This is a genomic window from Polynucleobacter sp. MWH-UH23A, from assembly GCF_040409805.1.
GTDB lineage: Bacteria > Pseudomonadota > Gammaproteobacteria > Burkholderiales > Burkholderiaceae > Polynucleobacter.
On record NZ_CP099572.1, the window covers coordinates 426,799 to 450,106 of the forward strand.

22 protein-coding genes, 2 tRNA genes and 1 pseudogene are annotated in these 23,308 nt (G+C 45.6%); 13 read left to right on the plus strand and 12 right to left on the minus strand.

Going from position 1 to position 23,308, the window contains the following annotated elements; genetic code table 11:
- Nucleotides 1-34: 34 nt before the first annotated feature.
- A complete protein-coding gene (gene earP / locus NHB35_RS02315; RefSeq protein ID WP_353432791.1) occupies nt 35-1,105 on the minus strand; it encodes an elongation factor P maturation arginine rhamnosyltransferase EarP in 1,071 nt (356 codons plus the stop codon).
- On the opposite strand from earP, the gene uvrC reads away from it, so the two are divergent.
- From uvrC to NHB35_RS02340, 5 genes are all read left to right on the plus strand, one after another.
- A complete protein-coding gene (gene uvrC / locus NHB35_RS02320) occupies nt 1,104-3,017 on the plus strand; it encodes an excinuclease ABC subunit UvrC (RefSeq protein WP_353432792.1) in 1,914 nt (637 codons plus the stop codon). The two genes, earP and uvrC, sit on opposite strands and share 2 nt — an antisense overlap.
- 46 nt (nt 3,018-3,063) lie before the next feature.
- Nucleotides 3,064-3,639, plus strand: a complete 576-nt coding sequence (gene pgsA / locus NHB35_RS02325) for a CDP-diacylglycerol--glycerol-3-phosphate 3-phosphatidyltransferase (protein ID WP_173955179.1) — start codon at nt 3,064-3,066, stop codon at nt 3,637-3,639.
- Nucleotides 3,640-3,754: 115 nt separating this feature from the next.
- Nucleotides 3,755-3,830, plus strand: a tRNA-Gly gene (locus NHB35_RS02330).
- 48 nt (nt 3,831-3,878) lie between these two features.
- Nucleotides 3,879-3,952: transfer RNA gene (locus NHB35_RS02335), tRNA-Cys, on the plus strand.
- 91 nt (nt 3,953-4,043) lie between these two features.
- Complete coding sequence (locus NHB35_RS02340) at nt 4,044-4,505, plus strand: hypothetical protein (RefSeq protein WP_353432793.1); 462 nt, start codon at nt 4,044-4,046, stop codon at nt 4,503-4,505.
- Nucleotides 4,506-4,595: 90 nt separating this feature from the next.
- Here NHB35_RS02340 and lexA read toward each other — a convergent pair whose 3' ends face one another.
- Nucleotides 4,596-5,315: a transcriptional repressor LexA gene (lexA, locus tag NHB35_RS02345; RefSeq protein ID WP_353432794.1), complete on the minus strand. Its 720-nt coding sequence runs from the start codon at nt 5,313-5,315 to the stop codon at nt 4,596-4,598.
- Between the two features lie 60 nt (nt 5,316-5,375).
- On the opposite strand from lexA, the gene NHB35_RS02350 reads away from it, so the two are divergent.
- The 6 genes from NHB35_RS02350 to dnaB all read left to right on the plus strand — a co-directional run bounded on the left by NHB35_RS02350 (nt 5,376) and on the right by dnaB (nt 10,577).
- Nucleotides 5,376-6,452 carry an asparaginase gene (locus tag NHB35_RS02350; RefSeq protein ID WP_353432795.1) on the plus strand — a complete coding sequence of 359 codons (1,077 nt, stop codon included), beginning with the start codon at nt 5,376-5,378 and terminating at the stop codon, nt 6,450-6,452.
- 134 nt (nt 6,453-6,586) lie between these two features.
- Nucleotides 6,587-6,961 (plus strand): 30S ribosomal protein S6, encoded by a 375-nt coding sequence (gene rpsF, locus NHB35_RS02355; protein ID WP_173955183.1) that lies wholly within the window; start codon nt 6,587-6,589, stop codon nt 6,959-6,961.
- A gap of 59 nt (nt 6,962-7,020) precedes the next feature.
- Complete coding sequence (priB, locus tag NHB35_RS02360; RefSeq protein WP_353432796.1) at nt 7,021-7,314, plus strand: primosomal replication protein N; 294 nt, start codon at nt 7,021-7,023, stop codon at nt 7,312-7,314.
- 12 nt (nt 7,315-7,326) lie between these two features.
- Entirely contained in the window at nt 7,327-7,599 is a 273-nt protein-coding gene (gene rpsR, locus NHB35_RS02365; protein WP_076022861.1) for a 30S ribosomal protein S18, read from the plus strand.
- A 13-nt stretch (nt 7,600-7,612) separates the two neighbouring features.
- Nucleotides 7,613-8,065 (plus strand): 50S ribosomal protein L9, encoded by a 453-nt coding sequence (gene rplI, locus NHB35_RS02370; protein ID WP_353432798.1) that lies wholly within the window; start codon nt 7,613-7,615, stop codon nt 8,063-8,065.
- A gap of 58 nt (nt 8,066-8,123) precedes the next feature.
- Nucleotides 8,124-10,577 carry a replicative DNA helicase gene (gene dnaB, locus NHB35_RS02375; protein WP_353433371.1) on the plus strand — a complete coding sequence of 818 codons (2,454 nt, stop codon included), beginning with the start codon at nt 8,124-8,126 and terminating at the stop codon, nt 10,575-10,577.
- Between the two features lie 16 nt (nt 10,578-10,593).
- On the opposite strand, the pseudogene NHB35_RS02380 reads toward dnaB, so the two are convergent.
- The 10 genes and pseudogenes from NHB35_RS02380 to NHB35_RS02425 form a co-directional block, all read right to left on the minus strand.
- A pseudogene (locus NHB35_RS02380) lies at nt 10,594-10,974 on the minus strand (C40 family peptidase); the annotation flags it as partial.
- A 124-nt stretch (nt 10,975-11,098) separates the two neighbouring features.
- Nucleotides 11,099-12,745 carry a PhoH family protein gene (locus tag NHB35_RS02385; protein WP_353432799.1) on the minus strand — a complete coding sequence of 549 codons (1,647 nt, stop codon included), beginning with the start codon at nt 12,743-12,745 and terminating at the stop codon, nt 11,099-11,101.
- Between the two features lie 234 nt (nt 12,746-12,979).
- A complete protein-coding gene (locus tag NHB35_RS02390; RefSeq protein WP_215390287.1) occupies nt 12,980-13,447 on the minus strand; it encodes a peroxiredoxin in 468 nt (155 codons plus the stop codon).
- Nucleotides 13,448-13,504: 57 nt separating this feature from the next.
- Nucleotides 13,505-14,416, minus strand: a complete 912-nt coding sequence (locus NHB35_RS02395; RefSeq protein WP_353432801.1) for a polysaccharide deacetylase family protein — start codon at nt 14,414-14,416, stop codon at nt 13,505-13,507.
- A gap of 31 nt (nt 14,417-14,447) precedes the next feature.
- Nucleotides 14,448-15,494 (minus strand): bifunctional UDP-4-keto-pentose/UDP-xylose synthase, encoded by a 1,047-nt coding sequence (locus NHB35_RS02400; RefSeq protein ID WP_353432802.1) that lies wholly within the window; start codon nt 15,492-15,494, stop codon nt 14,448-14,450.
- 25 nt (nt 15,495-15,519) lie between these two features.
- Nucleotides 15,520-16,389: a formyltransferase gene (locus tag NHB35_RS02405; RefSeq protein WP_353432804.1), complete on the minus strand. Its 870-nt coding sequence runs from the start codon at nt 16,387-16,389 to the stop codon at nt 15,520-15,522.
- The gene (locus NHB35_RS02410; protein ID WP_353432805.1) at nt 16,390-17,352 is read right to left on the minus strand and encodes a glycosyltransferase; all 963 of its coding nucleotides are present in this window, start codon (nt 17,350-17,352) and stop codon (nt 16,390-16,392) included.
- 41 nt (nt 17,353-17,393) lie between these two features.
- Nucleotides 17,394-18,557, minus strand: coding sequence for a DegT/DnrJ/EryC1/StrS aminotransferase family protein (locus NHB35_RS02415; RefSeq protein WP_353432807.1), 1,164 nt, complete (start codon nt 18,555-18,557; stop codon nt 17,394-17,396).
- 11 nt (nt 18,558-18,568) lie between these two features.
- Nucleotides 18,569-20,260 (minus strand): glycosyltransferase family 39 protein, encoded by a 1,692-nt coding sequence (locus tag NHB35_RS02420; protein WP_353432808.1) that lies wholly within the window; start codon nt 20,258-20,260, stop codon nt 18,569-18,571.
- The gene (locus NHB35_RS02425; protein WP_353432809.1) at nt 20,260-20,637 is read right to left on the minus strand and encodes an Mth938-like domain-containing protein; all 378 of its coding nucleotides are present in this window, start codon (nt 20,635-20,637) and stop codon (nt 20,260-20,262) included. The genes NHB35_RS02420 and NHB35_RS02425 overlap by 1 nt, the downstream gene beginning before the upstream one ends.
- 79 nt (nt 20,638-20,716) lie before the next feature.
- Here NHB35_RS02425 and NHB35_RS02430 point away from each other — a divergent pair, with 79 nt between their 5' ends.
- Complete coding sequence (locus tag NHB35_RS02430) at nt 20,717-21,973, plus strand: pyridoxal phosphate-dependent aminotransferase (protein ID WP_353432810.1); 1,257 nt, start codon at nt 20,717-20,719, stop codon at nt 21,971-21,973.
- Nucleotides 21,970-23,280, plus strand: a complete 1,311-nt coding sequence (locus tag NHB35_RS02435) for a homoserine dehydrogenase (RefSeq protein WP_353432812.1) — start codon at nt 21,970-21,972, stop codon at nt 23,278-23,280. Before NHB35_RS02430 ends, NHB35_RS02435 begins: the two co-directional genes overlap by 4 nt.
- Nucleotides 23,281-23,308: the final 28 nt, after the last annotated feature.

A 23,308-nucleotide genomic window follows, 5' to 3' on the forward strand; every position in this document is an offset into this window, starting at 1 on the left:
ATTGTAACCGCCCGCAGGGCTTTATTGCTTGGGTTTAGCTGGTAAACCGCAATAGACGGGCTGCCAAGCCACCATCCCCTTGTTTTTTGAGTAGCTGGGCACGCCAGTCTTTGGCGTAGGCGCTCCATTGATTGAGTATTGCAAACCATTCGCTGGGTATTGCCCATGTCATGGCCGCAATGATGGCCAAGCGTAATTCTTGATCTGCTTCTTCTAGATAGAGGTCTAAAAATGCCGCTAATTTGACTTCGTGAGCGCGATCTTCTTGTGGGTAAATGTGCCAAATAAAGGGCTTGCCTGCTAACTGTGCTCTGACAAAAGAATCTTCACCCCGCACGATATTGAAATCGCATTGAGAAAGAACCCAGTCGTACTCATCTTGAGAAACAAATGGAATTGAAAGTAATTGCAGGTTGCTTGGTAGTTGAAGTGCTTGTTGGCCATATAGACTTAATTGTTCGGCATGGCCATGCGTCAGTAATACATCAATATCCTCATTGAGTGAGCCCAAGTTTTCAAGCCATTTGCGTAATGGGGCGCCTGGGTAACAAAACACGCTGATGCGTTTTTCATTTAGGCGAAGCTTTGACCAGGTCTCTTGAAGTGCTAAGGGGATATTTTGTTTGCTTACTTCGCCATCAGGCGGAACGGGGTCAATTAAGATGCCGCCTGCTTCATCCTGAAATCCTGGAAAGAAAAAGTATTTTGAGATGCCATGAGATTGAGGCGAAGCCTTGCCATGAAAATCCAAAATCCATGGTTCCGCACTCAGATACTCCAGATTGATGATGATGGGTTTCTCTGGCGCAATGAATAGTCCCGCCAGATAGCGTTCTGGTAGGTCGCACCCGAACGCCTCAATCACGACATTTGGGGTTTGAATGGGATGCCTTGCATTGCTAAAGCTGGCTTCCCAGGGTTGTATATCAATACGATCTTTAACGCTTGCATCGGTGCCTGAGGCGATTAGATTCAAGGTGGGTAGATCATCACAGAAAATCCGCACCTCTTGTTGGTGAAGACTTGATAAGCTACGGGCTAGACGCCAGCAAACACCGGCATCACCATAGTTGTCTACGATTTGGCAGAAAATATCCCAACGCATGAGTAATTCGCTTTTTGAAACCCTTCAGCAGGATGTTAAACGGCTGCCCGGATTGCCGGGGGTATATCGCTTCTTTGGTGAGGCGGGAAATATTCTGTATGTAGGCAAAGCTCGTAACCTTAAAAAACGCGTTTCTAGTTATTTTCAGCGGACCCAGTTATCACCTCGCATTGAATTGATGGTGGGCAAAATTGCTCGCTATGAAACAACCGTAACGCGTACTGAAACCGAAGCTCTCATTCTAGAGAACAATCTCATTAAAGAGTTAGCTCCGCCATTTAATATTTTATTTAGGGATGATAAGTCTTACCCTTATGTAATCTTAACGGGTCATGAGTACCCGCGCTTGGCATCCTATCGCGGCAAGGTTGATAAGCGTAATCAGTATTTTGGACCTTTCCCTAATAGTTGGGCGGTTCGCAATAGTGTGCAGATTTTGCAAAAGGTATTCCGTTTGCGCACTTGCGAGGATTCTGTTTTTAAGAACCGAAGTCGTCCTTGTTTATTGCATCAAATTCATCGTTGTAGCGCCCCTTGCGTCGGTCGCCTTAGCGTTGAGCAATACGCCCAAGATGTTGCGCAGGCCACACGATTTTTAGAGGGTGATCATCGGCGTGTTCTCTCCGAGCTTGAAAAGGAAATGCATGCGCATAGTGAAGCAATGGAATTTGAGATGGCGGCAGTTTTACGCGATCGTATTGCGGACCTCTCTAGCGTCTTGCAACAGCAATCTATGGATGTGGTTGCTGATGGTGAGGGTGATGTTGACATTATTGCTGTCGCGCAAATGGAGGGCATGGTTTGCGTAAACTTAGCAATGGTTCGTGGTGGTCGCCATCTGGGAGATAGAGCTTACTTTCCGAAGGGGCTGCGCAGCGCGTCGGGTGAACCTCTTCCCCCATCAGAAATACTGGAAGCATTTATTGCGCAACATTATTTGGAAGATGTCGCTCATGATGCTACTAGCATCAATTTGATTCCACCGGTTCTTATCCTCAATCACCCTTTAAAAACTGCGGGTGACGATGTGAGTCAATCAAGTGATGATCTTCCTGAAGATTTGCATGATTTATTAAATGCGCAAGCTGGTAAGAGAGTTACCTTCTTACATCAACCACAAGGTCAGCGTCGACACTGGTTGGCAATGGCTGAGGGTAATGCAAAGATTGCGTTAACAAAACGTCTCGTTGAAACGGGTGGGCAGTTGGCTAGAGCAAGAGCCCTGGTTGATATCTTGGGCTTAGATTTGGAAGGCCTAGAACATTTACGGATTGAATGTTTTGATATTAGCCATACCTCTGGAGAAGCAACACAAGCATCATGTGTGGTCTATGCTAAGAATGCAATGCAATCTGGTGAGTACCGTCGCTTTAATATTAATGACATCACCCCAGGTGATGACTATGCAGCGATGCGCCAGGTTCTTCAAAGGCGGTATGCTAATTTTCAGGAGCTCCCACCAGAAAAGATGCCCCAGGTAATTTTGATTGATGGCGGCAAAGGCCAAGTGGAAATGGCAAGACAGGTGCTCACTGAATTTGGCATGGATGTCAGTTTGATTGTTGGCGTAGCTAAAGGTGAAGGACGCAAGGTTGGTCTAGAAACTTTAATATTTGCAGACGGTCGTAAGCCATTGGAATTAGGGATTGATAGCGCCGCACTTTTATTAGTTGCGCAAATTCGGGATGAAGCGCACCGCTTTGCAATTACGGGAATGCGCGCTAAACGAGCTAAAGCCCGAACAGTCTCGCGTTTAGAGGAAATTGAGGGAATCGGTGCTAAGCGCCGACAAAAGCTCTTAGCTCGATTTGGAGGGCTTAAAGGAGTGGCTAATGCAAGTATTGAAGAGATCGCTAGCGTAGAGGGGGTATCGCTCACACTAGCCGAACAAATTTATCGCCAGTTGCACTGATTAATGAATTAGGTATTTAGTTAAACATTTAGTTTATGCTTGTGACATGCCGTTTAATCTACCTATTGCCCTGACTTGGTTGCGTGTAGCAGCCATTCCTTTATTGGTAGTGGTTTTCTATCTTCCGAATTCTTGGTTTACCCCCTTTGAAAAAAATATTATTGCGGCGGTTATATTTATTTCTGCCGCGATTACAGATTGGCTGGATGGATTTTTAGCACGCCGTCTAAAACAAGAATCCGCTTTTGGCCAATTCTTGGATCCCGTTGCAGATAAATTAATTGTGGCTGCAGCTTTATTGGTATTGCTCAACATGGATCGCGTACAGGTCTGGGTGGCGCTCGTCATCATCGGTAGAGAAATTACGATATCCGCTTTAAGAGAGTGGATGGCTTTGTTAGGTGCAGGTAAAAGTGTTGCCGTTCACATGGTTGGTAAACTGAAAACCACGGCGCAGTTAGTAGCCATTCCGTTTCTACTCATTAATGACACCTTATTTGGATGGCTTGACTGCGCGAAGTTAGGTACCTGGTTGATTTGGGTTGCTGCCTTTTTAACGCTTTGGTCAATGTTCTATTACCTCAAGAAAGCGCTGCCGCAATTAGTCGGAAAAATCGATTAATTCTCTTATTGCCCGCCCAGTAAGGCTTAGCGGGCTCATTTAAGCTGTGAATATTTCCCCTTCTGCAGGAAAAATGCTTTCTTTTGGATTGTTTGTTAAACTATCGCCCTGTTATGCGGGAATAGCTCAGCTGGTAGAGCGATACCTTGCCAAGGTATAGGTCGGGAGTTCGAACCTCCTTTCCCGCTCCAAGTTCGATGGGAAGCTCTTCAAAGCTTCCCATTTTTGATTCAGGATCTGGCGCGTTGGCCGAGTGGTTAGGCAGGAGCCTGCAAAGCTTCGTACGGGGGTTCGATTCCCTCACGCGCCTCCAGTGATTTCACTTGACGAAAAGGGTGTAGCACCTAAAATACTTTCAGTATGTATAAGAAAGTCGCACACACTCTTTAAGGCGAAATAAATAGATGAATTCCATACACCCCTTGAAACTCAGCGCGCTTGCACTATTTCTATCGGCTCTGTTGGGCGCTTGCGCAAGCTCTGGTGACTCACCTACTGGTACACCTCAAGAGGTTCAAGAAATTCAAACGCAGTTATTGGGCGATATGCCTTTGCCTGCTGCCTCAAAAATTATTGGATCAGATTCTCTGATTATTGGTCGTGGCGATAATTGGGTTGGTCGTGTAGTGCTTTCTGGCGTGCAATCACCAACTGATATTTATGCTTTCTTTCAATCTGAGTTCCCACGTGCGGGTTGGACAACGGTGAGCGCAGTAAAAACAAAAACCAGTATCTTGGTATTTACAAAAGGTGATCGCACCGCCACTGTGGAATTAAATGAAGGTTCAATGACGGGTCCAAAGACATTGATTACCATTACTTCATCCCCCAAGAATGCGAATGTGATTGCACCAAGTAAGAAGTAAGAGTAGAAGCAAAAATAGAAACAAAGGACAGTCAATAAAAAAGCCTCCAAATCGGAGGCTTTTTTATTTCTAACTTAACCTTATTTATGCTTACAGGCCTTCTGCCCGAATAAGCCCTACGGCTTGACCTTCAATCGCAAAGTTAGGTTGACGACCGTCTACTAGAATGTTTTTAAAATCTGGATTTTCGGCTTGTAGCTCAATCACCATACCGTTGGCAGTTTTCTTTTGTTGCCAACGTTTCACGGTTACTTCATCATCAAGACGTGCAACCACGATATCGCCATTACGCACTTCAGTTGTTTTTCTAACTGCTAAATAATCGCCATCTAAAATTCCTGCATCACGCATACTCATACCTTTTACTTTTAATAAGTAATCGGCGCCTTTGCTAAACAAGCTCGGATCAATCGGAACTTGTTTTTCAATATGCTCAACCGCCATGATCGGTGATCCAGCAGCAACACGACCAATGAGCGGCAATGTCAGTTGTTGTAATGCACCTGATGGCAAAGAGAGCTGACGATATTGATTTGCGTTTTGCGTTTGATTAAAACGGTGTGGAACGCGAATGCCACGCGATGTTCCTGGAGTTAGTTCGATGTATCCCTTTTTTGCAAGCGCGCGCAAATGTTCTTCAGCCGCATTAGCGGAAGCGAATCCTAATTGCGTTGCAATCTCTGCTCTAGTAGGTGGCAATCCACTCTCATCAATCGCCTTGGTAATGAGATCCAAAATCTCGCTTTGACGAGGTGTTAGCTTGGGGAGGGCAGTCAGCTCCTCTGAGTAATCGACTGTGTTTATGTCCATACTGGGATTGTATACAGCACTTTTTCTGAATTCAAGCGATATAAAGGAGATAATGGCGTAATGAGTCAAATTCAGAATCAATCGAATAATTCTCCTCATATCCTTGTTTTGGGAATGGGGGGCACGATTGCTGGTTTGGCTTCCAATCCAGATAAAGACCCTCTTCAATACGCTGCAGGTCAGGTGGAGATCAGATCTTTACTAGACCATATCGAATTTGCAATTCCAGAGGGCGTTTGCCTCGTATCAAAGCAGCTTGCAAATATCAATAGTTGCAACATGACCGAGACGCTCTTGGCGCTTTTGGGTAATGCAGTTAGGGAGGCCCTTGAAAACACAATGGTTAGGGGGGTAGTGGTTACTCACGGTACGGACACGATTGAGGAAACAGGCCTATTTTTGCAGCTAATTTGCGGTAAATTTGCACAAAATTTAGGCAAAAGAGTAGTTCTAACAGGGGCCATGCTGCCTGCCAACGCACCCAATGCCGATGGCCCCGCCAATTTAGTAGATGCGATTCAATGGGCTGCAAGTCCTTTGGATAACAGTCCTGGTGGTGTTTATGCTGTGATGGCGGGTAAGGTCTGTATGGCCATGGATCTGGCTAAGCGCCACACAACCGCCTTAAACGCCCCGATTCAGAACTCTCCTGCCAGTCCAGTGAGGCTAATTAACCCTTCCTGGCTCTCTGGCGTCAAAGCAGCTCAGGCAATCTGGGTCGAGGATTTACCCATTCCAGATGGAGATACTTGGCCTTGGGTGGAGATTTTGACTAGCCATGCTGGTGCACGCCCTGAATCCATCGACCTTTTGCTGGAAAGCAAGATACAGGGCTTGGTGCTTGCAGGAACCGGTATGGGAAATCTCCATGAGCAATGGCTTAAGCCCTTGTCTAATGCCACAAAGCAAGGGATTGCAATGGTAAGGGCTTCTCGCTCTGGGGCTGGGCAGGTATTACCAAATATCCCGGAGTGGGATTTTGAAGGCTGCTTTGCTGCGGGTAAGTTTTCTCCGCCCAAAGCAAGAATTGCTCTGCAGTTAGCCCTAAATGCTAAAAAACAGGCTAAATCCGCTGGTAAATCCCTGACTTGGCAGGATTTTTTTGCTAGAATAGCAGTCTTGCCTGAAATCGGGTGAGCACTGAAAAGTGGCTGTAAAGTTGTTGTAAGCAGTATCTACAATTTGTTACTACCTTGTCACACTGGCGCTAATTTCGCAACCATCAGAAATTAGCAAGACGCCCAGGTGACTTTATCCTTAAGGAGTGTTTGATGCGTCATTATGAAATCGTCTTTATCGTCCATCCGGACCAAAGCGAGCAAGTGCCAGCGATGATCGATCGCTACAAAGCTACATTAGCAGCTGCGGGCGGCAAAATTCATCGTATTGAAGATTGGGGTCGTCGTCAGATGGCTTACATGATCGACAAGCTTGCAAAAGCCCACTACGTTTGCATGAACATTGAGTGTGACCAAAAAACTTTGGAAGAACTCGAGCATGCGTTCAAATTTAACGATGCTGTTTTGCGTCACCTCATCATCAAAACAAAGAAAGCTGAAACAGAGCCTTCCATCATGATGAAAGAAGTGCAACGTGAAGAAGCGCGCAAATCAGCTCAAGCCGACGCTCCAGTAGCAGCGGAATAAGTTAGAAATTTGAAGAGGAATACACAGACTAGAAAACGTATCAGAGAAGCGGAGCGGCGTTGAATCATTTCACCCTCACTGCAATCTTGGTATCTAAAGACGCGATTCGATTTACACCAGCAGGAATACCGGTAATGCATTGCCAGCTAGAACATAGCGGTCAAGCAAACGAGGTAGGAGTAGCTAGGAAGATTCAGATGAACGTTGAAGCCATTACGATTGGTCCGATACAAAAGGACCTTGAAAAAATGGACTTAGGAACTGAGGCAGTGTTTGAAGGATTCTTAGCACCGAAGACTCTTCGTAATCAAAGACTGGTTTTCCATATTACCCATATTCAATTAAAAAATTAAAAGGAAATCATCATGGCGTTTGGAAAGAAACCCGATTTCAAGAAGAAACCTGCTCAGAACCCATTGTTCAAGCGTAAGCGTTATTGCCGTTTCACTGTTGCTGGCGTAGAACAGATTGACTACAAAGATGTAGACACATTGAAGGACTTCATTGGCGAAAACGCCAAAATCACTCCTGCTCGTTTAACAGGTACAAAAGCGAAGTATCAGCGTCAGTTAGACACTGCTATCAAGCGTGCCCGTTTCTTGGCTTTGTTGCCATTCTCTGATCAACATAAGAAATAATTGGGAGCCCTCAATGCAAATCATTCTTTTAGAAAAAGTAACAAACTTGGGCAACCTCGGTGACGTCGTTCGTGTTAAAGACGGTTACGCTCGTAATTTCTTAATCCCACAACGCAAAGCTCGTCGTGCGACTGAAGCAGCAATTGCTGATTTCGCAACTCGTCGTGCTGAGTTGGAAAAGTTGGCTGCTGAGAAGTTGGCTGCTGCGCAAGCTGTTGGTGTGAAGCTTAAAGACTTAGTTTTGGACATCGCTCAAAAAGCGGGTGTTGATGGTCGTTTGTTTGGTTCTGTAACCAATCATGACATCGCTGATGCTTTGAAGGCTAAAGGTTTCACAATTGAGAAGTCTTCAATTCGCTTGCCAACTGGCCCATTGAAAATGGTTGGTGATCACCCAGTAGCGGTGGCAGTACATACCGATGTTGTAGCTGATATCACCATCCGTGTAATCGGCGAGCAAGCTTAAGTAATACACTAGCCTCATGGCTGAATCCCGCTCACGTACCGTTACGTTGAACCCTAGCATGACGGGTTCTGGGGATTCAGTTGTGCAGGCCTTAAAAGTACCCCCGCATTCTGTAGAGGCCGAGCAATCACTGCTCGGTGGTCTACTGATCGATAACTCTTCTTGGGATAACCTGGGTGGAGTATTAAACGACAAAGATTTCTATCGCCCTGAGCATGCTTTGATCTATAAGGTCATTGCGCGCCTCATTAGCGACAATCATCCCGCTGACGTCATTACAGTTTATGACGCTGTTAAGTCTGAGCAGGGCGGTGATTTAGTCAGCATTGACTACTTAAATTCTTTAGCGCAGAACACACCAAGTGCCGCGAACATTAAAGGCTACGCCGATATTGTTCGTGATCGCAGTATTCTGCGTCGCCTTATCGAAGTCTCTGACAGCATTGTGAACTCTGCGTTTGTTCCAGAAGGGCGTACTGTTAGAACGCTTTTGGATGAAGCCGAGTCTCGTATTTTGCAAATTGGCGAAGAAGGTAGTCGCAAGGCGGATTACCTTGAGATTGAGCCGCTCTTAAAAAGCGTAGTAGCTCGAATTGATGAGTTATATAACCGTCAAGGTGGCAGCGACATTACCGGTATCGCAACGGGTTTTATTGACTTAGATAAACAAACTAGCGGACTGCAAAAAGGCGACTTGGTGATTGTTGCTGGAAGACCTTCAATGGGTAAAGCTCAGCCGCTAGATGCGAAGATCAAAACGATTGATGGTTGGAAGTTGATGGGTGATCTTCGTTTTGGCGATCGTTTAGCATCAGTTGATGGCCAGTTTTCCATGGTGACTGGCATATATCCTCAGGGCATTAAGCAGATATACAAGGTTACTCTTTCGGATGGTCGCCAAGCCGAGTGTTGTGATGAGCATTTATGGCGCGTGATGTATCGGGATTGGTCTGAGCCGCGCGTAATCAACACCAAGCGTTTAATGGAAATGCTGCAGTGCGTACGTTATAAAAATAGATTATGGATTGATCCAGTTTCTGGAGACTTTGGGCACTCCAATGCATTGCCAATTCATCCATGGGTATTAGGCGCATTATTGGGTGACGGTACTTTGGCTTTGTCTCACAAGTCCGTGATGTTTTCTACTAAATCTCCTGAGCTTGTAGAGCGCATGAATATGCTTGCTGGCTATGAGATGGAGATGGTGCACGCTGGTGTTTATGACTGGCGCATCGTTTCAAAAGAGAGAATTGCTGTAAACGGTACTAGACAGTACGTTTCTAAAAATTATTTCAGGGCTGCTCTGGAAGATGTAGGTATATTGGAATGTAGAAGTTTTAATAAATTTATTCCCGCAACCTATCTAGAGGCTAATAAGAATGCTCGTCTCGCTTTATTTCAAGGCTTGATGGATACAGATGGTTGGATTGAAAAGTGGGGCTCCATTCGTTTTTGTACTGCAAGTAAACAACTATCAGAAGATGTTGCTACCTTAGCAAGATCTTTAGGTGGTTTCTGCTCAATCGCAACCAAGCAGTCTAGTTACACATACCAAGGCGAAAAGAAACAGGGTCGTTTGACCTATGTTTTGAAGATGAGCTTTGAAGCAGGTTTCCAAGCTTTTAGCTTGCCTGAAAAGAAAGAGCGCTTGAGAGCAAGCTGGGATCGTCAACGTCGTTTGACATTCAAGAGTATTGAGCCATCAAGAGTGACCCAAGCGCAGTGTATTTCTGTAAGCCATCCTCAAAGAACATACATTACCAATGATTATGTTGTTACGCATAACACAGCTTTCGCGCTGAATATCGCCGAGAATGTTGCATTAGCCGAAGGTTTGCCTGTAGTTATTTTCTCCATGGAGATGTCAGGCGAGCAATTGGCAGCGCGTTTATTGGGTTCAGTAGGGCGTGTTGATCAAGGTCGTATGCGGACTGGTAAATTGCAAGATGATGAGTGGCCACGCGTTACCGATGCTATTGCCCGGTTAAGCAACACACAAATTTTGATTGATGAAACGGGCTCACTCTCCAGCTTAGAATTGCGTGCACGTGCACGCCGTATTGCTAGAAACTTTGGCGGTACCTTAGGCTTGGTAGTGATTGATTACCTGCAGCTCATGAGTGGATCGGGTTCTGAGAATCGCGCTACGGAGATTTCTGAGATCTCCCGTTCTCTAAAGTCGCTTGCAAAAGAGTTGCAGTGCCCTGTAGTTGCGCTCTCGCAGTTAAATCGTGGTCTTGAGCAACGCCCAAACAAACGCCCGATCATGTCTGATTTGCGTGAGTCAGGTGCGATTGAACAGGACGCCGACTTAATCATGTTTATCTATCGTGATGAGGTCTATCATCCAGATACCACCACCGATAAAGGCGTGGCAGAGATCATCATTGGTAAGCAGCGTAACGGTCCAATTGGTACAGTGCGCTTGAGCTGGCAAGGTCCATTTACCAAGTTTGATAATTTGGCGATGGGATCGATTGGCTATTCATCTGGTGGCTACGAACCGTTCTAATTGCATCTCACTTTGAGGCAATGCGTCGCGCCTCAGTAAATTTAGCAGCCCAATAGGGTGAGGTAATGTAATCAAGGCGCACAGTTCCACCTGCGCTTGGTGCATGCACAAATCTTCCTTGCCCAACATAAATTCCTGCATGCGAATACTTCTCGCCGGTGGTGTTAAAGAACACCAAATCGCCAGGAGCGGGCGGACCATTTTCAATACTGAAGCCTTGGCTACTCATTTGCTGAATGGTGCGAGGTAATTTGATTCCAGCAGTCTTGTTATACACATACATAATCAGACCGCTGCAATCAAAACCGCCCTTGGGAGTATTGCCGCCATAGCGATAGGGCACATCGACTAATCCAATTGCCGCAATTGAGATGCCTTCGGTGCCAACACTCGTGTCTTGTTTAAATTGAGCGACTTTGGCCTGATTGGATTTGCCACTAAAGGTGCTACACCCTACTAATAACAGCAAGGTGCAAATAAAAATGCCGCACCCAAAAAGAGTGCGGCATGAGAGGATTTGCTTAAAGCGCGTCGGCAGCATGATCCGCAAGACGTGAGCGCTCGCCACGCGCTAAGGTGACATGGCCGCTATGGCGCCAGCCTTTAAAGCGATCAACAACATAAGTGAGGCCAGAAGAACCTTCAGTTAGATATGGAGTATCGATCTGAGCAATGTTGCCTAAGCAAACAATTTTGGTTCCTGGGCCAGCACGAGTTACTAAGGTCTTCATTTGTTTTGGTGTCAGATTTTGTGCTTCATCAATGATGACAAATTTACTCACAAATGTTCTGCCGCGCATGAAGTTCATACTTTTCACTTTAATGCGCGAGCGAATCAGCTCTTGAGTGGCTGCACGACCCCACTCGCCAGCATCATCATTGCGTTGTAGCACTTCTAAGTTGTCATCGAATGCACCCATCCAAGGCTGCATTTTTTCTTCTTCAGTTCCAGGTAGGAAGCCAATATCTTCTCCAACAGGAACCGTTGCACGGGTAATAATGATTTCGTTATAGCGCTTGCTATCGAGCACTTGCTCAAGACCAGCTGCCAATGCCAGCAAGGTTTTACCCGTACCAGCCTGACCCAATAAAGTAACAAAGTCGATATCTGGGTTCATGAGTAAGTTCATGGCAAAGTTCTGCTCACGATTGCGGGCAGTTACGCTCCAGACATTGTTCTTCTGGTGGGAGAAATCTCGTAAGGTCTGCAACAGGGCAGTTTTGCCATTGATTTCTTTAACGTGGGCATAAAACGGGGTCGAGCCATCAGGATTTTCTTGATAGACAAATTGATTGACTAACATGCTCGGTACGGTGGGGCCGGTAACACGGTAATACATTGTTCCTGATTTGGAATCCGCCCAGCTCTCCATATCTTTGCCGTGCTTTGGCCAGAAATCTGCAGGCAGGGAAAGCACACCTGAATACATTAAGTCACGATCTTCTAATACTTGGTCGTTGAAATAATCTTCGGCAGGTAAGCCTAGCGCACGCGCTTTAATACGCATGTTGATATCTTTGGATACCAACACCACCTCTTGACCATTACGAGTTTTTTGCAGCTCGCTAACTACCGCCAAAATGAGGTTGTCGCCTTTGCCTTCAGGAAGTCCTTCTGGTAACGCTTGGGTAGATAGCTTGGTCTGGAAATACAAACGACCAGAGACATCTTGATTGCCTAATTTATTGAGCGGAATGCCATCATCCAATGTGCCACTAGTGCCTGCAATCAACTGATCTAAGGAGCGGCTAACGGTACGGGCATTGCGAGCTACTTCAGTCATGCCTTTCTTGTGATTATCAAGCTCTTCCAAGGTAGTCATTGGTAGGTAGAGATCGTGCTCAGAGAAACGGAACAGAGAGCTTGGGTCATGCATTAATACGTTGGTATCGAGCACAAACAAGCTAGGAGGTCCTGTACGAATAACGCGTTTTGGTTTTGCTGGAGCACTAGCCTTGCTTTCATCTCGTACGGGGCTGCGATCAGCCTTAATCTTTTCTAGGGCGACTTCCGCTGCCGATAAATCTTCTTCAGCATCATTGACCCACTCAGCCGTTTCAAGTGCAACTGGTTTTGCCTGGGCTGGACGTTTCTTTAAATCAGGAGTGTCCTTGCGGCTCAGTTTCACTTGATCAGCAATTTGAGTTGGGATGGGTGGCAATGGCATGCAGACTCTCCTAAAAGAAAAAACCGCCAAGCGGAGTGCGTTGACGGTTTATTACGAAACTGGTTATGAGCGCATCAGAAAAATGGAGGGGGTGGTTCCCCGTACCTGCTGTGAATTGCTCAGGCTGTTGATTCAAACGGATTGTCAGACTTTCCCGTCGTTTACGGTGCATGTAGATCACTTTACCCCAAATTTTGGGGTTTGCAAGCACCTCAGATCAAATTGTTGTAAAAATCATTTAGCGGCTTTGGCAGCCTCTAAGACTTCGGTCACATGTCCTGGAACTTTCAGGCCGCGCCACTCTTTAACTAGCTTACCGCTGGAGTCAAAAAGGAAGGTGCTACGTTCGATACCGCGCACTTGTTTGCCATACATATTTTTCATTTTGATGACACCAAATAGTTGGCAAAGCTTCTCTTCGGTATCAGCAACAAGCTCAAAAGGAAGCTCTAACTTGCTACGAAAGTTGTCGTGGGATTTGAGGCTATCTCGGGATACCCCAACAATTAAAGTATTGGCTTTAGTAAAAGCCGCGATGTTGTCACGAAACTCTCCAGACTCAGCGGTACATCCTGGTGTCATATCTTTTGGATAAAAGTAGAGAACCAGTTTTTTTCCTTTGGCGGAATCCGGGGTAAAAGTAAGACCGGATGTCGCAGGAATCGCACATGCTGGAATGGGTTTGCCGATAGCTACTGTCATGATGATTCCTTTTTATAGTGATTCTTTGTAATACGTCTCTAAACTGATTTTTTAATCTTATTGAATAATCAACTCACCGCTTCGATTGGGTATTTCACCCCAAGTTAACGGTAATACAGCTATTTTATCGAGTTGCTTAGTGGCTTTCCAAGATTGGTGAAGTTCGCCCATGGTAACGAGGTCGTGGCCTTGATTTAGCCAGCCCATCAGCAGCTTTTCAAAGGCAGGAAGGAGCTTTTGCCCCTCAAGCTCGGCGTGCAAGGTGAAGACTTGATCATTGGGATTGCTGTTGGTAATTTCCAGAATCTTGTTTACTGCACCAAACTCATTGGCGCCATCAATCCCAATGAGTTCATCAAATGTAGGCAGCGTAGTGGGGTATTGCACATGCTTGGTATTGCCGGAGGAAAGCGCTAAACGATAAGGCATGAGATTAGGTTCAGCGCGACCATCAGAAGAATATTGAATACCCCATTGATCAAGTTGCTCAAAAGCGGCTTCATTCATTTGCCATCCAGCAGCACCATAGGTCACTGGAGGGTGTCCAAAAATTTCAATAAAGCGATTCCAGCTTTTCTGCATCATCGTTTTTGTCCACGCCGCATCTTGGTGGCGAACAGCATCTTGCCATGCGACATGGTCCCAAGTATGAATACCGGTTTCATGACCAGCCTGATCGATGGCGCGCATCTGCGCAGCAGCTTTTTTTCCAATGTCTGGACCTGGGAGTAAAACTCCGTAGAGCAGGGTTTTGATTCCGTAGTGCTCAACTACTGAGGTGCGACTTACTTTCTTTAGGAAGCCTGGGCGAAAGACACGTTTGAGTGCCCAGCCAGTATGGTCTGGACCAAGGCTAAATAAGAACGTAGCCTTCAAACCAAAGCGATCTAAGGTTCGAGCTAAATTGGGAACACCTTCTTTAGTGCCGCGTAAGGTATCAACATCTACCTTGAGAGCAATCTTAGCCATGAATCCCGATGTTTATATTGCGTTGATTTGCTTATTCTTTATCGACCAATGAGCGTGCTTTTTCCACGTCTTGGCGATAGGCTTCAAAAATATTCTTAAGTGCATCAGCCATAGTAGTGGTTGGTTTCCAGCCAAGCTCGCTCATCGTATTGTCAATTGCAGGCACGCGGTTCTGAACGTCTTGATAGCCTTCACCATAGTAAGCGCCAGAGGTGGTCTCAACAATCTTCACGTCACTGGCTGTTTTGGCGTATTCCGGTATGCTGCATGCGATCTCGAGCATTTGATTCGCAAGTTCACGTACAGAGTGATTATTTTTTGGGTTACCAATGTTGTAGATCTTGCCATTGGCAACACCATTTTTATTGTCGATGATGCGCATCAAGGCATCAATACCATCGTCAACGTATGTAAAGGCACGTTTCTGAGCTCCGCCATCAACCAAGTTAATCGGTTCGCCACGAACAATGTGGCCTAAGAATTGCGTAACAACACGAGATGAGCCTTCTTTCGGTGTGTAGATGCTATCTAAGCCAGGGCCAATCCAGTTGAATGGACGGAATAGAGTAAAGCGTAAGCCTTCCATGCCATAACCCCAAATTACGCGATCCATTAATTGCTTAGAGCAAGCGTAGATCCAGCGTGGTTTATTTATTGGGCCGTACACCATGCTAGAAGTAGATGGATCGAACTCGCTGTCTTCACACATGCCATAAACCTCTGAGGTTGATGGAAATACCAAATGCTTTTTGTATTTGACAGCGGAGCGAACGATAGGAAGATTCGCTTCAAAGTCGAGTTCAAAGACTTTGAGTGGTTGCTGCACATAAGTGGCTGGGGTTGCAATCGCCACTAAAGGCAAGATGACATCGCATTTACGAATGTGATACTCAACCCATTCCTTATTAATGGTGATATCGCCTTCAAAAAAGTGCATACGAGGATGATTGATTAAATCTCCTAAGCGATCATTCTGCATATCCATGCCATAGACATCCCAGTCGGTTGTCTCGAGAATGCGCTTTGAAAGGTGGTGGCCGATAAAGCCATTAACACCAAGAATGAGTACTTTTTTCATGTTTACTGCCTCGTTTCAATCTAATTTATTTGCTGGCTGGAAACCATTCCAAGATCTCTAAGGCTTGCTGGTCACCACAAATGCCGAATACCCGATTATCAACCACTTGGATGCCTAAATCCCCTAGATTGAGGTTGCTGGGGAAAGGGCCTTGAAGGCTAGTGCGGGCAACAATCATGGTTTTGCCATCGTGGTCGGTAAAAGCGCCTGGATAAGGGGGTGCAACCGCCCTGACAAGGTCATGAACCTGTTTAGCAGTCTGATTCCAATGAATTTGCCCGTCAGCAGGCTTTCTGCCACCAAAATAGCTCCCTTTTTGTAAGTTATTTGGCTTTCGAGGAACCTTCCCTTGCAATAGCGCAGGGAGTGCCTGATGAATAATATTGACTGCCGCCTTGCTCACTTTGGCAAAAACATCAGTAGCATTTTCATCGGGGCCAATGCTCACTGCTGATTGACCAACAATATCACCCGCATCTGGTTTTTCTTCCATGATATGCAAGGTAGCGCCCGTTTCAGTTTCCCCATGGAGAATCGCCCAATTGACTGGAGCACGTCCACGATATTTAGGTAGTAATGATCCGTGCATATTGAGTGCCGCAATTTTGGCGCATGCCAGAATCTGCGCAGGAATCATATGGCGATAGTAAAAAGAAAAAATGTAATCAGGAGCAATTGCTTGGAGCTGCGGAACGAGGTCGACTAGTTCACTTGCGCTTGGTGTGATGTACGCAATACTGTTTTCTTGGCAGAGCTTGGCTACACTTCCAAACCAAACATTTTCATTGGGATCGTCTTGATGTGTGACAACAAGATCAATTTTGATACCAGCTTTAATTAGCTCATTTAGGCAATTAACGCCAACATCGTGGTATGCAAAGACAACTGCGCGCAATTATTTTTTCTCTAAAACCGTTTGCACCACATAACGAGGGCGATTACGGATTTGTTGGTAGATGCGGCCGATATATTCGCCCAGTAAGCCTAGGCCAAAAAGCATGACGCCAATTAAGAAGAATGTGAGTGCGAAGAGAGTAAAGACGCCCTCTACCTCAGCGCCTAATACAAAGCGACGTACTAAGAGGTAAGCAAATAGGCTGCCAGCAGCAAGGGAGAGCAGCATGCCCAGGATCGAGAAGATCTGCAAAGGCATGATCGAGAACCCAGTCACTAAGTCAAAGTTCAAACGGATCAGTTGATACAAGCTATATTTAGATTCACCTGCAAAACGCTCCTCGTGTTTGACGGTAATTTCAACGGGGTTTGCTGCAAAGGTATAAGCCAGTGCAGGAATAAACGTATTGCTTTCATCACATTGACGCACAAGATCAACAATGCGACGGCTATAGCCACGCAACATGCATCCTTGGTCGGTCATGGTGATACGAGTGATGTTTTCACGCAAACGGTTCATAGCGCGTGAAGCAAATTTTCTAAAGAAACTATCGCGACGCTCAGCACGAATGGTGCCAACATAATCATGTCCATCAATCAACTTCTCAGCGAGAGCATCAATTTCTTCAGGGGGATTTTGTAGGTCTGCATCTAAGGTGATGATGTATTCACCTTTCGCGTATTCAAAACCAGCCATGATGGCCATATGCTGACCAAAATTACTATGGAATAAAACGGCTCGTGTGACATCAGGTCGCAACTCAACTTGTTTGGCTAATATGCCAGCGGAGCGATCTTTGCTGCCATCGTTAACAAACACAATCTCATAGGGGATATTGCGCTTAGCGGAAACCTTATCTAATGCAGGATAGAGTCGATCAAATAATGCTTGGAGGCCATCTTCCTCGTTGTATACGGGGATGACAATGCTCAGCTTTGGGTTGGCAACTAAATTTGCAGTCATGCCACAATTTTGCCTGATTCTGGGAATTACACCCAATATAGCTATTTTTTGTAGTGTTTCTGAAGAATTCCAATAAGACCACTCGCAATACGAGCTATATCTTGGTCTTTCATGCCTGGAAATAGCGGCAGGGTCAAAATAGATTTACCAATGCGTTCTGCAACCGGCGTAGTGCTGGTTTGGTAGCCCAGATTTTTGTATAGAGTGAAACCGCTGATGGCGGGGTAGTGAACTCCAGTGCCAATTCCGAGTTCTTTTAACTCGGTCATTACTTGTGCGCGATCACAATTCAGCTGCTCCAATGGAAGTACCACTTGAAACATATGCCAATTGCTTTCAGTAAAGTTTTCGACTGGTAGCTCTAGTTGGAGGTCAAGACTGGTAGATTTAATTTCTGCACGAATGCTATCGAAATACTGACGAGCTAATGCAGTCCGTCTGGTTTGATATGCGGGTAATTGTTTTAGCTGATGCAGGCCAATTACAGCATTCACATCCGTTAAATTATCTTTGCCACCCAAGACATCCACATCCATGCCGTCCATGCCTTGGCGTGTAAGCCCTTGTAGGCGAAATTTCTCAGCAAGCTTTGCTTCGTCACCATTGTTTAAAACAAGGCAACCGCCTTCAATGGTGGTGAGATTTTTATTGGCCTGAAAACTAAAGCTCACCAGGTCACCAAAGCTACCAATCTTTTTGCCTTGCCATTGAGAGCCAAAAGCTTGTGCAGCATCTTCAATAACGCGTAATTGATGTTGTTTGGCTAGTGAGTAGAGCTTATCCATATTAACTGGTAGCCCCGCAAGATAGACCGGCATAATGGCTTTGGTTTTACTTGTAATGGCGCCAGCTACTTTATCAAGATCAATATTACGTGTTACGGGATCGATATCCACAAAAACGGGTTTCGCACCAACGCTCAAAATCACATTAGAAGTGGCAACCCAAGAAATCGGCGTAGTAATGACTTCATCGCCGACACCAATACCGGCAACTTGCAGAGCGATTTTCATCGTCGCAGTGCCATTGGCAAAGCAACGTACAGGACGTCCACCAAAGTATTCGCTGAGAGTGGATTCAAATTCAGCGAGCTTGGGTCCTGAGGTTACCCAGCCAGAGCGCAAGACTTCAGCAACCGCATCAATCGTTTCCTGATTAAAGCTTGGGCGCGTAAAAGGAATAAATTCTGGACTGGTGTTTGACATGATGCTCTATCTTACCGTGTTGAGCTTGAGTCATCTGGGTGCTTCACAATCACTCTGCGTGAATCCCGCCCCACTTCTTGCATTGGCAGGTTTAGTCCTTGCAGCTCAATAAACACCTCAGGCACCATGATCGCATAAGCGCTTGGATCTTCTTCCCAGCGAATAATGAAATCATTTAATGTGGGCATCCATAATTCTGGCTGTTGATCAACGCCAAATCGTAATTCATCAGGGTCTTCAACCATGATCATTGTTCTGCCTAAATAGAATGGCACCGTGTGATCTAGTAAGCGTACGGAGTAGAAATTCACATTCGCAGGAATACTGCCTTTTACTCGATTGGCAAGATCAATACCAGACACTCCCCGACCTAGGGTTTCATGTCCAGTGCCGGCAATAATGGCGCATAAGAAAAAGCCCCACGCAAAAATCACAATGCTATTAATGCCGTTTCGTTTAGATTGGAAGCTTGCATAAAGACTAAATGCAAGCAAGGTAATTAGTGCGGCAATAATCCAATACACATATTGGGCATAGGCTTCAATTTCATCGGGCCTAGCTTGCTTGCCGATTTCAGATAAGAAGAAAAATCCAATAGCAGCCAACAATGCAAAACTAATTGTCTGCAACTTCCATGAAAAAGGTAGGGAGTTGGTGTGGCCAAGTAAATGATCGAGGCGATTTCCAATTAATAATGCAAGAGCCGGAAAAATGGGGATGATGTAGCCTGGCAGTTTTGACTGTGAAATGCTGAAAAATGCAAATATCACGATAAACCAGCAGCTAAGTAACCATCCAGAAGAGAAAGTTCTTGAGCGCTCTTGCCATGCTTGCGCAATAGAGCCAGGGAGTTGGGCTAGCCAAGGCAGTAATCCAATCAATAACAGCGGTACAAAATAATAAATGGGCCCCGTTCTGCTATGAGCATCTTGAGTGAAGCGTTGTAGGTGCTCATGAATAAAGAAAAACTCCAAGAACTCTGGATTACGTTGTGCCACCAAAACAAACCACGGAGCAGTGATCACTAAAAATAAAATAAGTCCGCTGAATAAGCGTAAGCGTTTCCAGATCTTCCAATCCCATGCGCTAATCGAATAGATAACAAAAACCATTGCAGGTATTGCTGCACCTATCACGCCTTTTGAAAGGGTTGCTAGCGCCATGAAGATCCAGCATGCCCACATCCAATTGCGACGGCTCGATTGAGTTTGTGAAGTTTGCGCAATCAAGAGGCTGCATAGTGCGGCAACCAAGAATGCAGACAAACCCATATCTAAAGAATTGAAGTGTCCGCTAATGACCCACATGGGACTCGAAGCTAAAACAACAGCCGCCAACCATCCCGCTCTAGCGTTATAAATTTTTGCGCCAGTAAATCCAATTGCAAGAATGGTTAAAAAGCCTGTGAGCGCAGTCCAGAGTCTAGCTTGCCAATCGCCAACGCCAAATAATTGAAATGTGGCAGCAGTCGCCCATATTTGTAGTGGTGGCTTTTCAAAATACTTGTAGCCGTTATAGCGAGGGGTAACCCAATCACCTGTGACGAGCATTTCTCGGGCCATTTCTGCATAACGACCCTCGTCTGAGGGAATGAGATGGCGGTAGTTGAGGGTTCCAAACCAGAGAGCTGCATAGATAAGCAATAACAGCAAAATCTTGCCAGGATGGAGGGCGGATGACTGCCGAACTTGGCCAAATTGCATTAGGTGGGTTCCACAATTAAGGCCAAAACGACCTTTCGGCCTTCGCCAACCAGGATGTTGTAGGTACGGCAGGCTGCTTGTGAGTCCATGATTTCAAAGCCAATTTTTGCTGAAATCAGACCTTTAAGGAGCTCAGGCTTCGGAAATTGCTGGCGACTGCCCGTTCCAATCAGAATCAATTCTGGCTTCAAATTGACCATTTGATTGAAGTGGCTAGCCTCTAGGTCGCTAAAGGACTTTGCTGGCCATTCTTGGGTGGCGCCATCCGAGCTCAATAGGACGCTGTGCTTGTATGGAGTTTGGTTGATCTCCACATAGCCATCGCCATAGCCAGTAATCGTATTGGCTCCAGAATGGGGGTCAGATTGAAGCTTCAAGTGCACTCTCTGTCATAATTATGAGGATTATAGCTAGCTGTTTTTTCCAAGATTTCAAGAACTTACCCTTTAATTTATTGTGAAACCCATCCTAAAGTCCCAAAAACTCGATAACGTCTGTTATGACATTCGTGGGCCTGTGCTTGAGCTTGCTCAGCGCATGGAGGAAGAGGGTCACAAAATCATCAAATTAAACATCGGAAATGTGGGTGTTTTTGGTTTTGATCCCCCTGAAGAGATTCAGTTGGACATGATTCGTAATTTGAGTAATGCCTCCGCTTACTCCGATTCCAAGGGTATTTTTGCTGCCCGTAAAGCCATCATGCAGTATTGCCAAGAAAAAGGTATTCAGGGCGTCAATCTAGACGACGTTTATACCGGTAATGGCGTATCTGAATTGATTGTGCTCTCGATGAACGCATTGCTCAATGATGGTGACGAAGTTTTAGTGCCTACCCCAGATTATCCTTTGTGGACCGCAGCTGTGAGTTTATCTAGTGGCACCCCCGTTCACTATCTTTGTGATGAGTCAAAGGATTGGGCGCCAGATCTAAATGATCTGCGTAAAAAAATTACACCAAAGACAAAAGCAATTGTGGTGATTAACCCGAATAATCCAACGGGTGCAATTTATTCGAAAGAGGTATTACTTGAGCTCACACAAATTGCACGTGAACATGGTTTGATTTTGTTTGCTGATGAGATCTACGACAAGATGTTGTACGACGGAGAGAAGCATATTTCTTTAGCTTCCTTGTCTACCGACGTTGTCATCATTACCTTTAATGGTCTTTCCAAGAATTACCGTTCATGTGGCTATCGTGCTGGCTGGATGGTGGTTTCAGGGGATAAAGAGATGGTACGCGACTATATTGAAGGTCTCAATATGTTGGCTTCAATGCGTCTCTGCGCAAACGTTCCAGGTCAATACGCTATTCAAACAGCTTTAGGTGGATATCAAAGCATTAATGATTTGGTCGGTGAAGGTGGTCGCTTAGCTAAGCAACGCGATCTTGCTTGGAAGCTGATTACCGATATTCCTGGTGTTTCATGTGTGAAACCAAAATCCGCATTGTATTTATTTCCAAAGTTAGATCCTGAGGTTTATCCAATTGAAGATGATCAACAGTTTGTTGCTGATCTTTTGAAAGAAGAAAAAGTATTGTTAGTGCAGGGCTCTGGTTTTAACTGGGGCAAGCCTGATCATTTTCGCGTAGTGTTCTTGCCTCATGAAGATGTACTAAAAGAGGCTATTGGACGTCTTGCGCGTTTTCTCGAACGTTATCGTAATAAGCATGGCCGTAAGGCTTCTTCAACCGCAGCAAAGGCATCATGAAACCGATTCAAGTAGGTCTATTAGGCATTGGCACCGTTGGTGGTGGCGTATTCACTGTTCTCGACCGTAACCAAGATGAAATTACTCGCCGCGCAGGTCGTGGTATTCGGATTAATACCGTTGCTGATCTCAATGTCGATCGCGCTAAAGAGATCGTTAAAGATCGCGCGCAGGTAGTGAATGACGCTCGTGCGGTGATCAATAACCCTGAGATTGATATCGTTGTCGAGTTAATCGGTGGCTATGGCATTGCTAAAGACCTAGTGCTAGAGGCAATCGCTGCTGGTAAGCATGTGGTTACTGCAAATAAAGCCTTGATCGCTGTTCATGGTAATGAGATTTTCAAGGCTGCGCATGCAAAAGGCGTTATGGTGGCTTTCGAGGCCGCCGTTGCTGGCGGCATTCCGATCATCAAGGCTTTGCGTGAAGGCTTAACTGCTAATCGCATCGAATGGATTGCCGGCATCATCAATGGCACCACGAATTTCATTCTTTCTGAAATGCGTGACAAAGGCCTAGACTTTGAAACCGTATTGAAAGAGGCGCAACGTTTAGGTTACGCAGAGGCTGATCCGACTTTTGATATTGAAGGGGTGGATGCAGCTCATAAAGCAACCATCATGAGCGCAATCGCATTCGGTATTCCGATGCAGTTTGAAAAAGCGCACATTGAAGGTATCACTAAGTTAGCTGCAATTGATATTCGTTATGCAGAGCAATTAGGCTATCGCATCAAATTGCTCGGTATCGCTAAGAAGACACCTGGTGGCGTTGAGTTGCGCGTGCATCCAACATTAATCCCAGCAAAGCGCTTGATCGCAAATGTAGAGGGCGCAATGAATGCGGTTCAAGTATTTGGCGATGCAGTGGGTACTACTCTGTACTATGGCAAAGGCGCTGGGTCAGAGCCAACCGCCTCCGCAGTGATTGCCGACTTAGTGGATATCACTCGTTTGCTCAGCGCAGATGCAGAGCATCGCGTGCCATATTTGGCTTTCCAACCAGATGCCGTTCAAAACACCCCTGTTTTGCCGATTGGCGAAATTACAACCAGTTACTACTTGCGTATGCGTGTAGCTGATCAAGCAGGTGTGCTTGCAGACATTACTAAAATCCTGGCTTCACATGGTGTATCTATAGATGCACTCTTGCAGAAAGAGGCGGATGAGGGCGAGAGCCAAACTGATTTGGTTGCATTGACTCACGAGACTAAAGAAAAAAATATGCTTGCGGCAATTAAAGAGATTCAAGATCTCAAAACAGTTGCAGGAGAAGTAGTAAAAATCCGTTTAGAAAATCTGTCTTGAGAAACAATAAGCAAACATAGCAAAACTA

What these genes read in the sequence shown, in the direction of transcription:
- uvrC (WP_353432792.1), top strand. Translation starts at nt 1,104, where the DNA reads ATGAGTAATTCGCTTTTTGAAACCCTTCAGCAGGATGTTAAACGGCTG.
- earP (WP_353432791.1), bottom strand. Translation starts at nt 1,105, where the DNA reads ATGCGTTGGGATATTTTCTGCCAAATCGTAGACAACTATGGTGATGCC.
- pgsA (WP_173955179.1), top strand. Translation starts at nt 3,064, where the DNA reads ATGCCGTTTAATCTACCTATTGCCCTGACTTGGTTGCGTGTAGCAGCC.
- NHB35_RS02340 (WP_353432793.1), top strand. Translation starts at nt 4,044, where the DNA reads ATGAATTCCATACACCCCTTGAAACTCAGCGCGCTTGCACTATTTCTA.
- lexA (WP_353432794.1), bottom strand. Translation starts at nt 5,315, where the DNA reads ATGGACATAAACACAGTCGATTACTCAGAGGAGCTGACTGCCCTCCCC.
- NHB35_RS02350 (WP_353432795.1), top strand. Translation starts at nt 5,376, where the DNA reads ATGAGTCAAATTCAGAATCAATCGAATAATTCTCCTCATATCCTTGTT.
- rpsF (WP_173955183.1), top strand. Translation starts at nt 6,587, where the DNA reads ATGCGTCATTATGAAATCGTCTTTATCGTCCATCCGGACCAAAGCGAG.
- rpsR (WP_076022861.1), top strand. Translation starts at nt 7,327, where the DNA reads ATGGCGTTTGGAAAGAAACCCGATTTCAAGAAGAAACCTGCTCAGAAC.
- rplI (WP_353432798.1), top strand. Translation starts at nt 7,613, where the DNA reads ATGCAAATCATTCTTTTAGAAAAAGTAACAAACTTGGGCAACCTCGGT.
- dnaB (WP_353433371.1), top strand. Translation starts at nt 8,124, where the DNA reads ATGACGGGTTCTGGGGATTCAGTTGTGCAGGCCTTAAAAGTACCCCCG.
- NHB35_RS02385 (WP_353432799.1), bottom strand. Translation starts at nt 12,745, where the DNA reads ATGCCATTGCCACCCATCCCAACTCAAATTGCTGATCAAGTGAAACTG.
- NHB35_RS02390 (WP_215390287.1), bottom strand. Translation starts at nt 13,447, where the DNA reads ATGACAGTAGCTATCGGCAAACCCATTCCAGCATGTGCGATTCCTGCG.
- NHB35_RS02395 (WP_353432801.1), bottom strand. Translation starts at nt 14,416, where the DNA reads ATGGCTAAGATTGCTCTCAAGGTAGATGTTGATACCTTACGCGGCACT.
- NHB35_RS02400 (WP_353432802.1), bottom strand. Translation starts at nt 15,494, where the DNA reads ATGAAAAAAGTACTCATTCTTGGTGTTAATGGCTTTATCGGCCACCAC.
- NHB35_RS02410 (WP_353432805.1), bottom strand. Translation starts at nt 17,352, where the DNA reads ATGACTGCAAATTTAGTTGCCAACCCAAAGCTGAGCATTGTCATCCCC.
- NHB35_RS02415 (WP_353432807.1), bottom strand. Translation starts at nt 18,557, where the DNA reads ATGTCAAACACCAGTCCAGAATTTATTCCTTTTACGCGCCCAAGCTTT.
- NHB35_RS02420 (WP_353432808.1), bottom strand. Translation starts at nt 20,260, where the DNA reads ATGCAATTTGGCCAAGTTCGGCAGTCATCCGCCCTCCATCCTGGCAAG.
- NHB35_RS02435 (WP_353432812.1), top strand. Translation starts at nt 21,970, where the DNA reads ATGAAACCGATTCAAGTAGGTCTATTAGGCATTGGCACCGTTGGTGGT.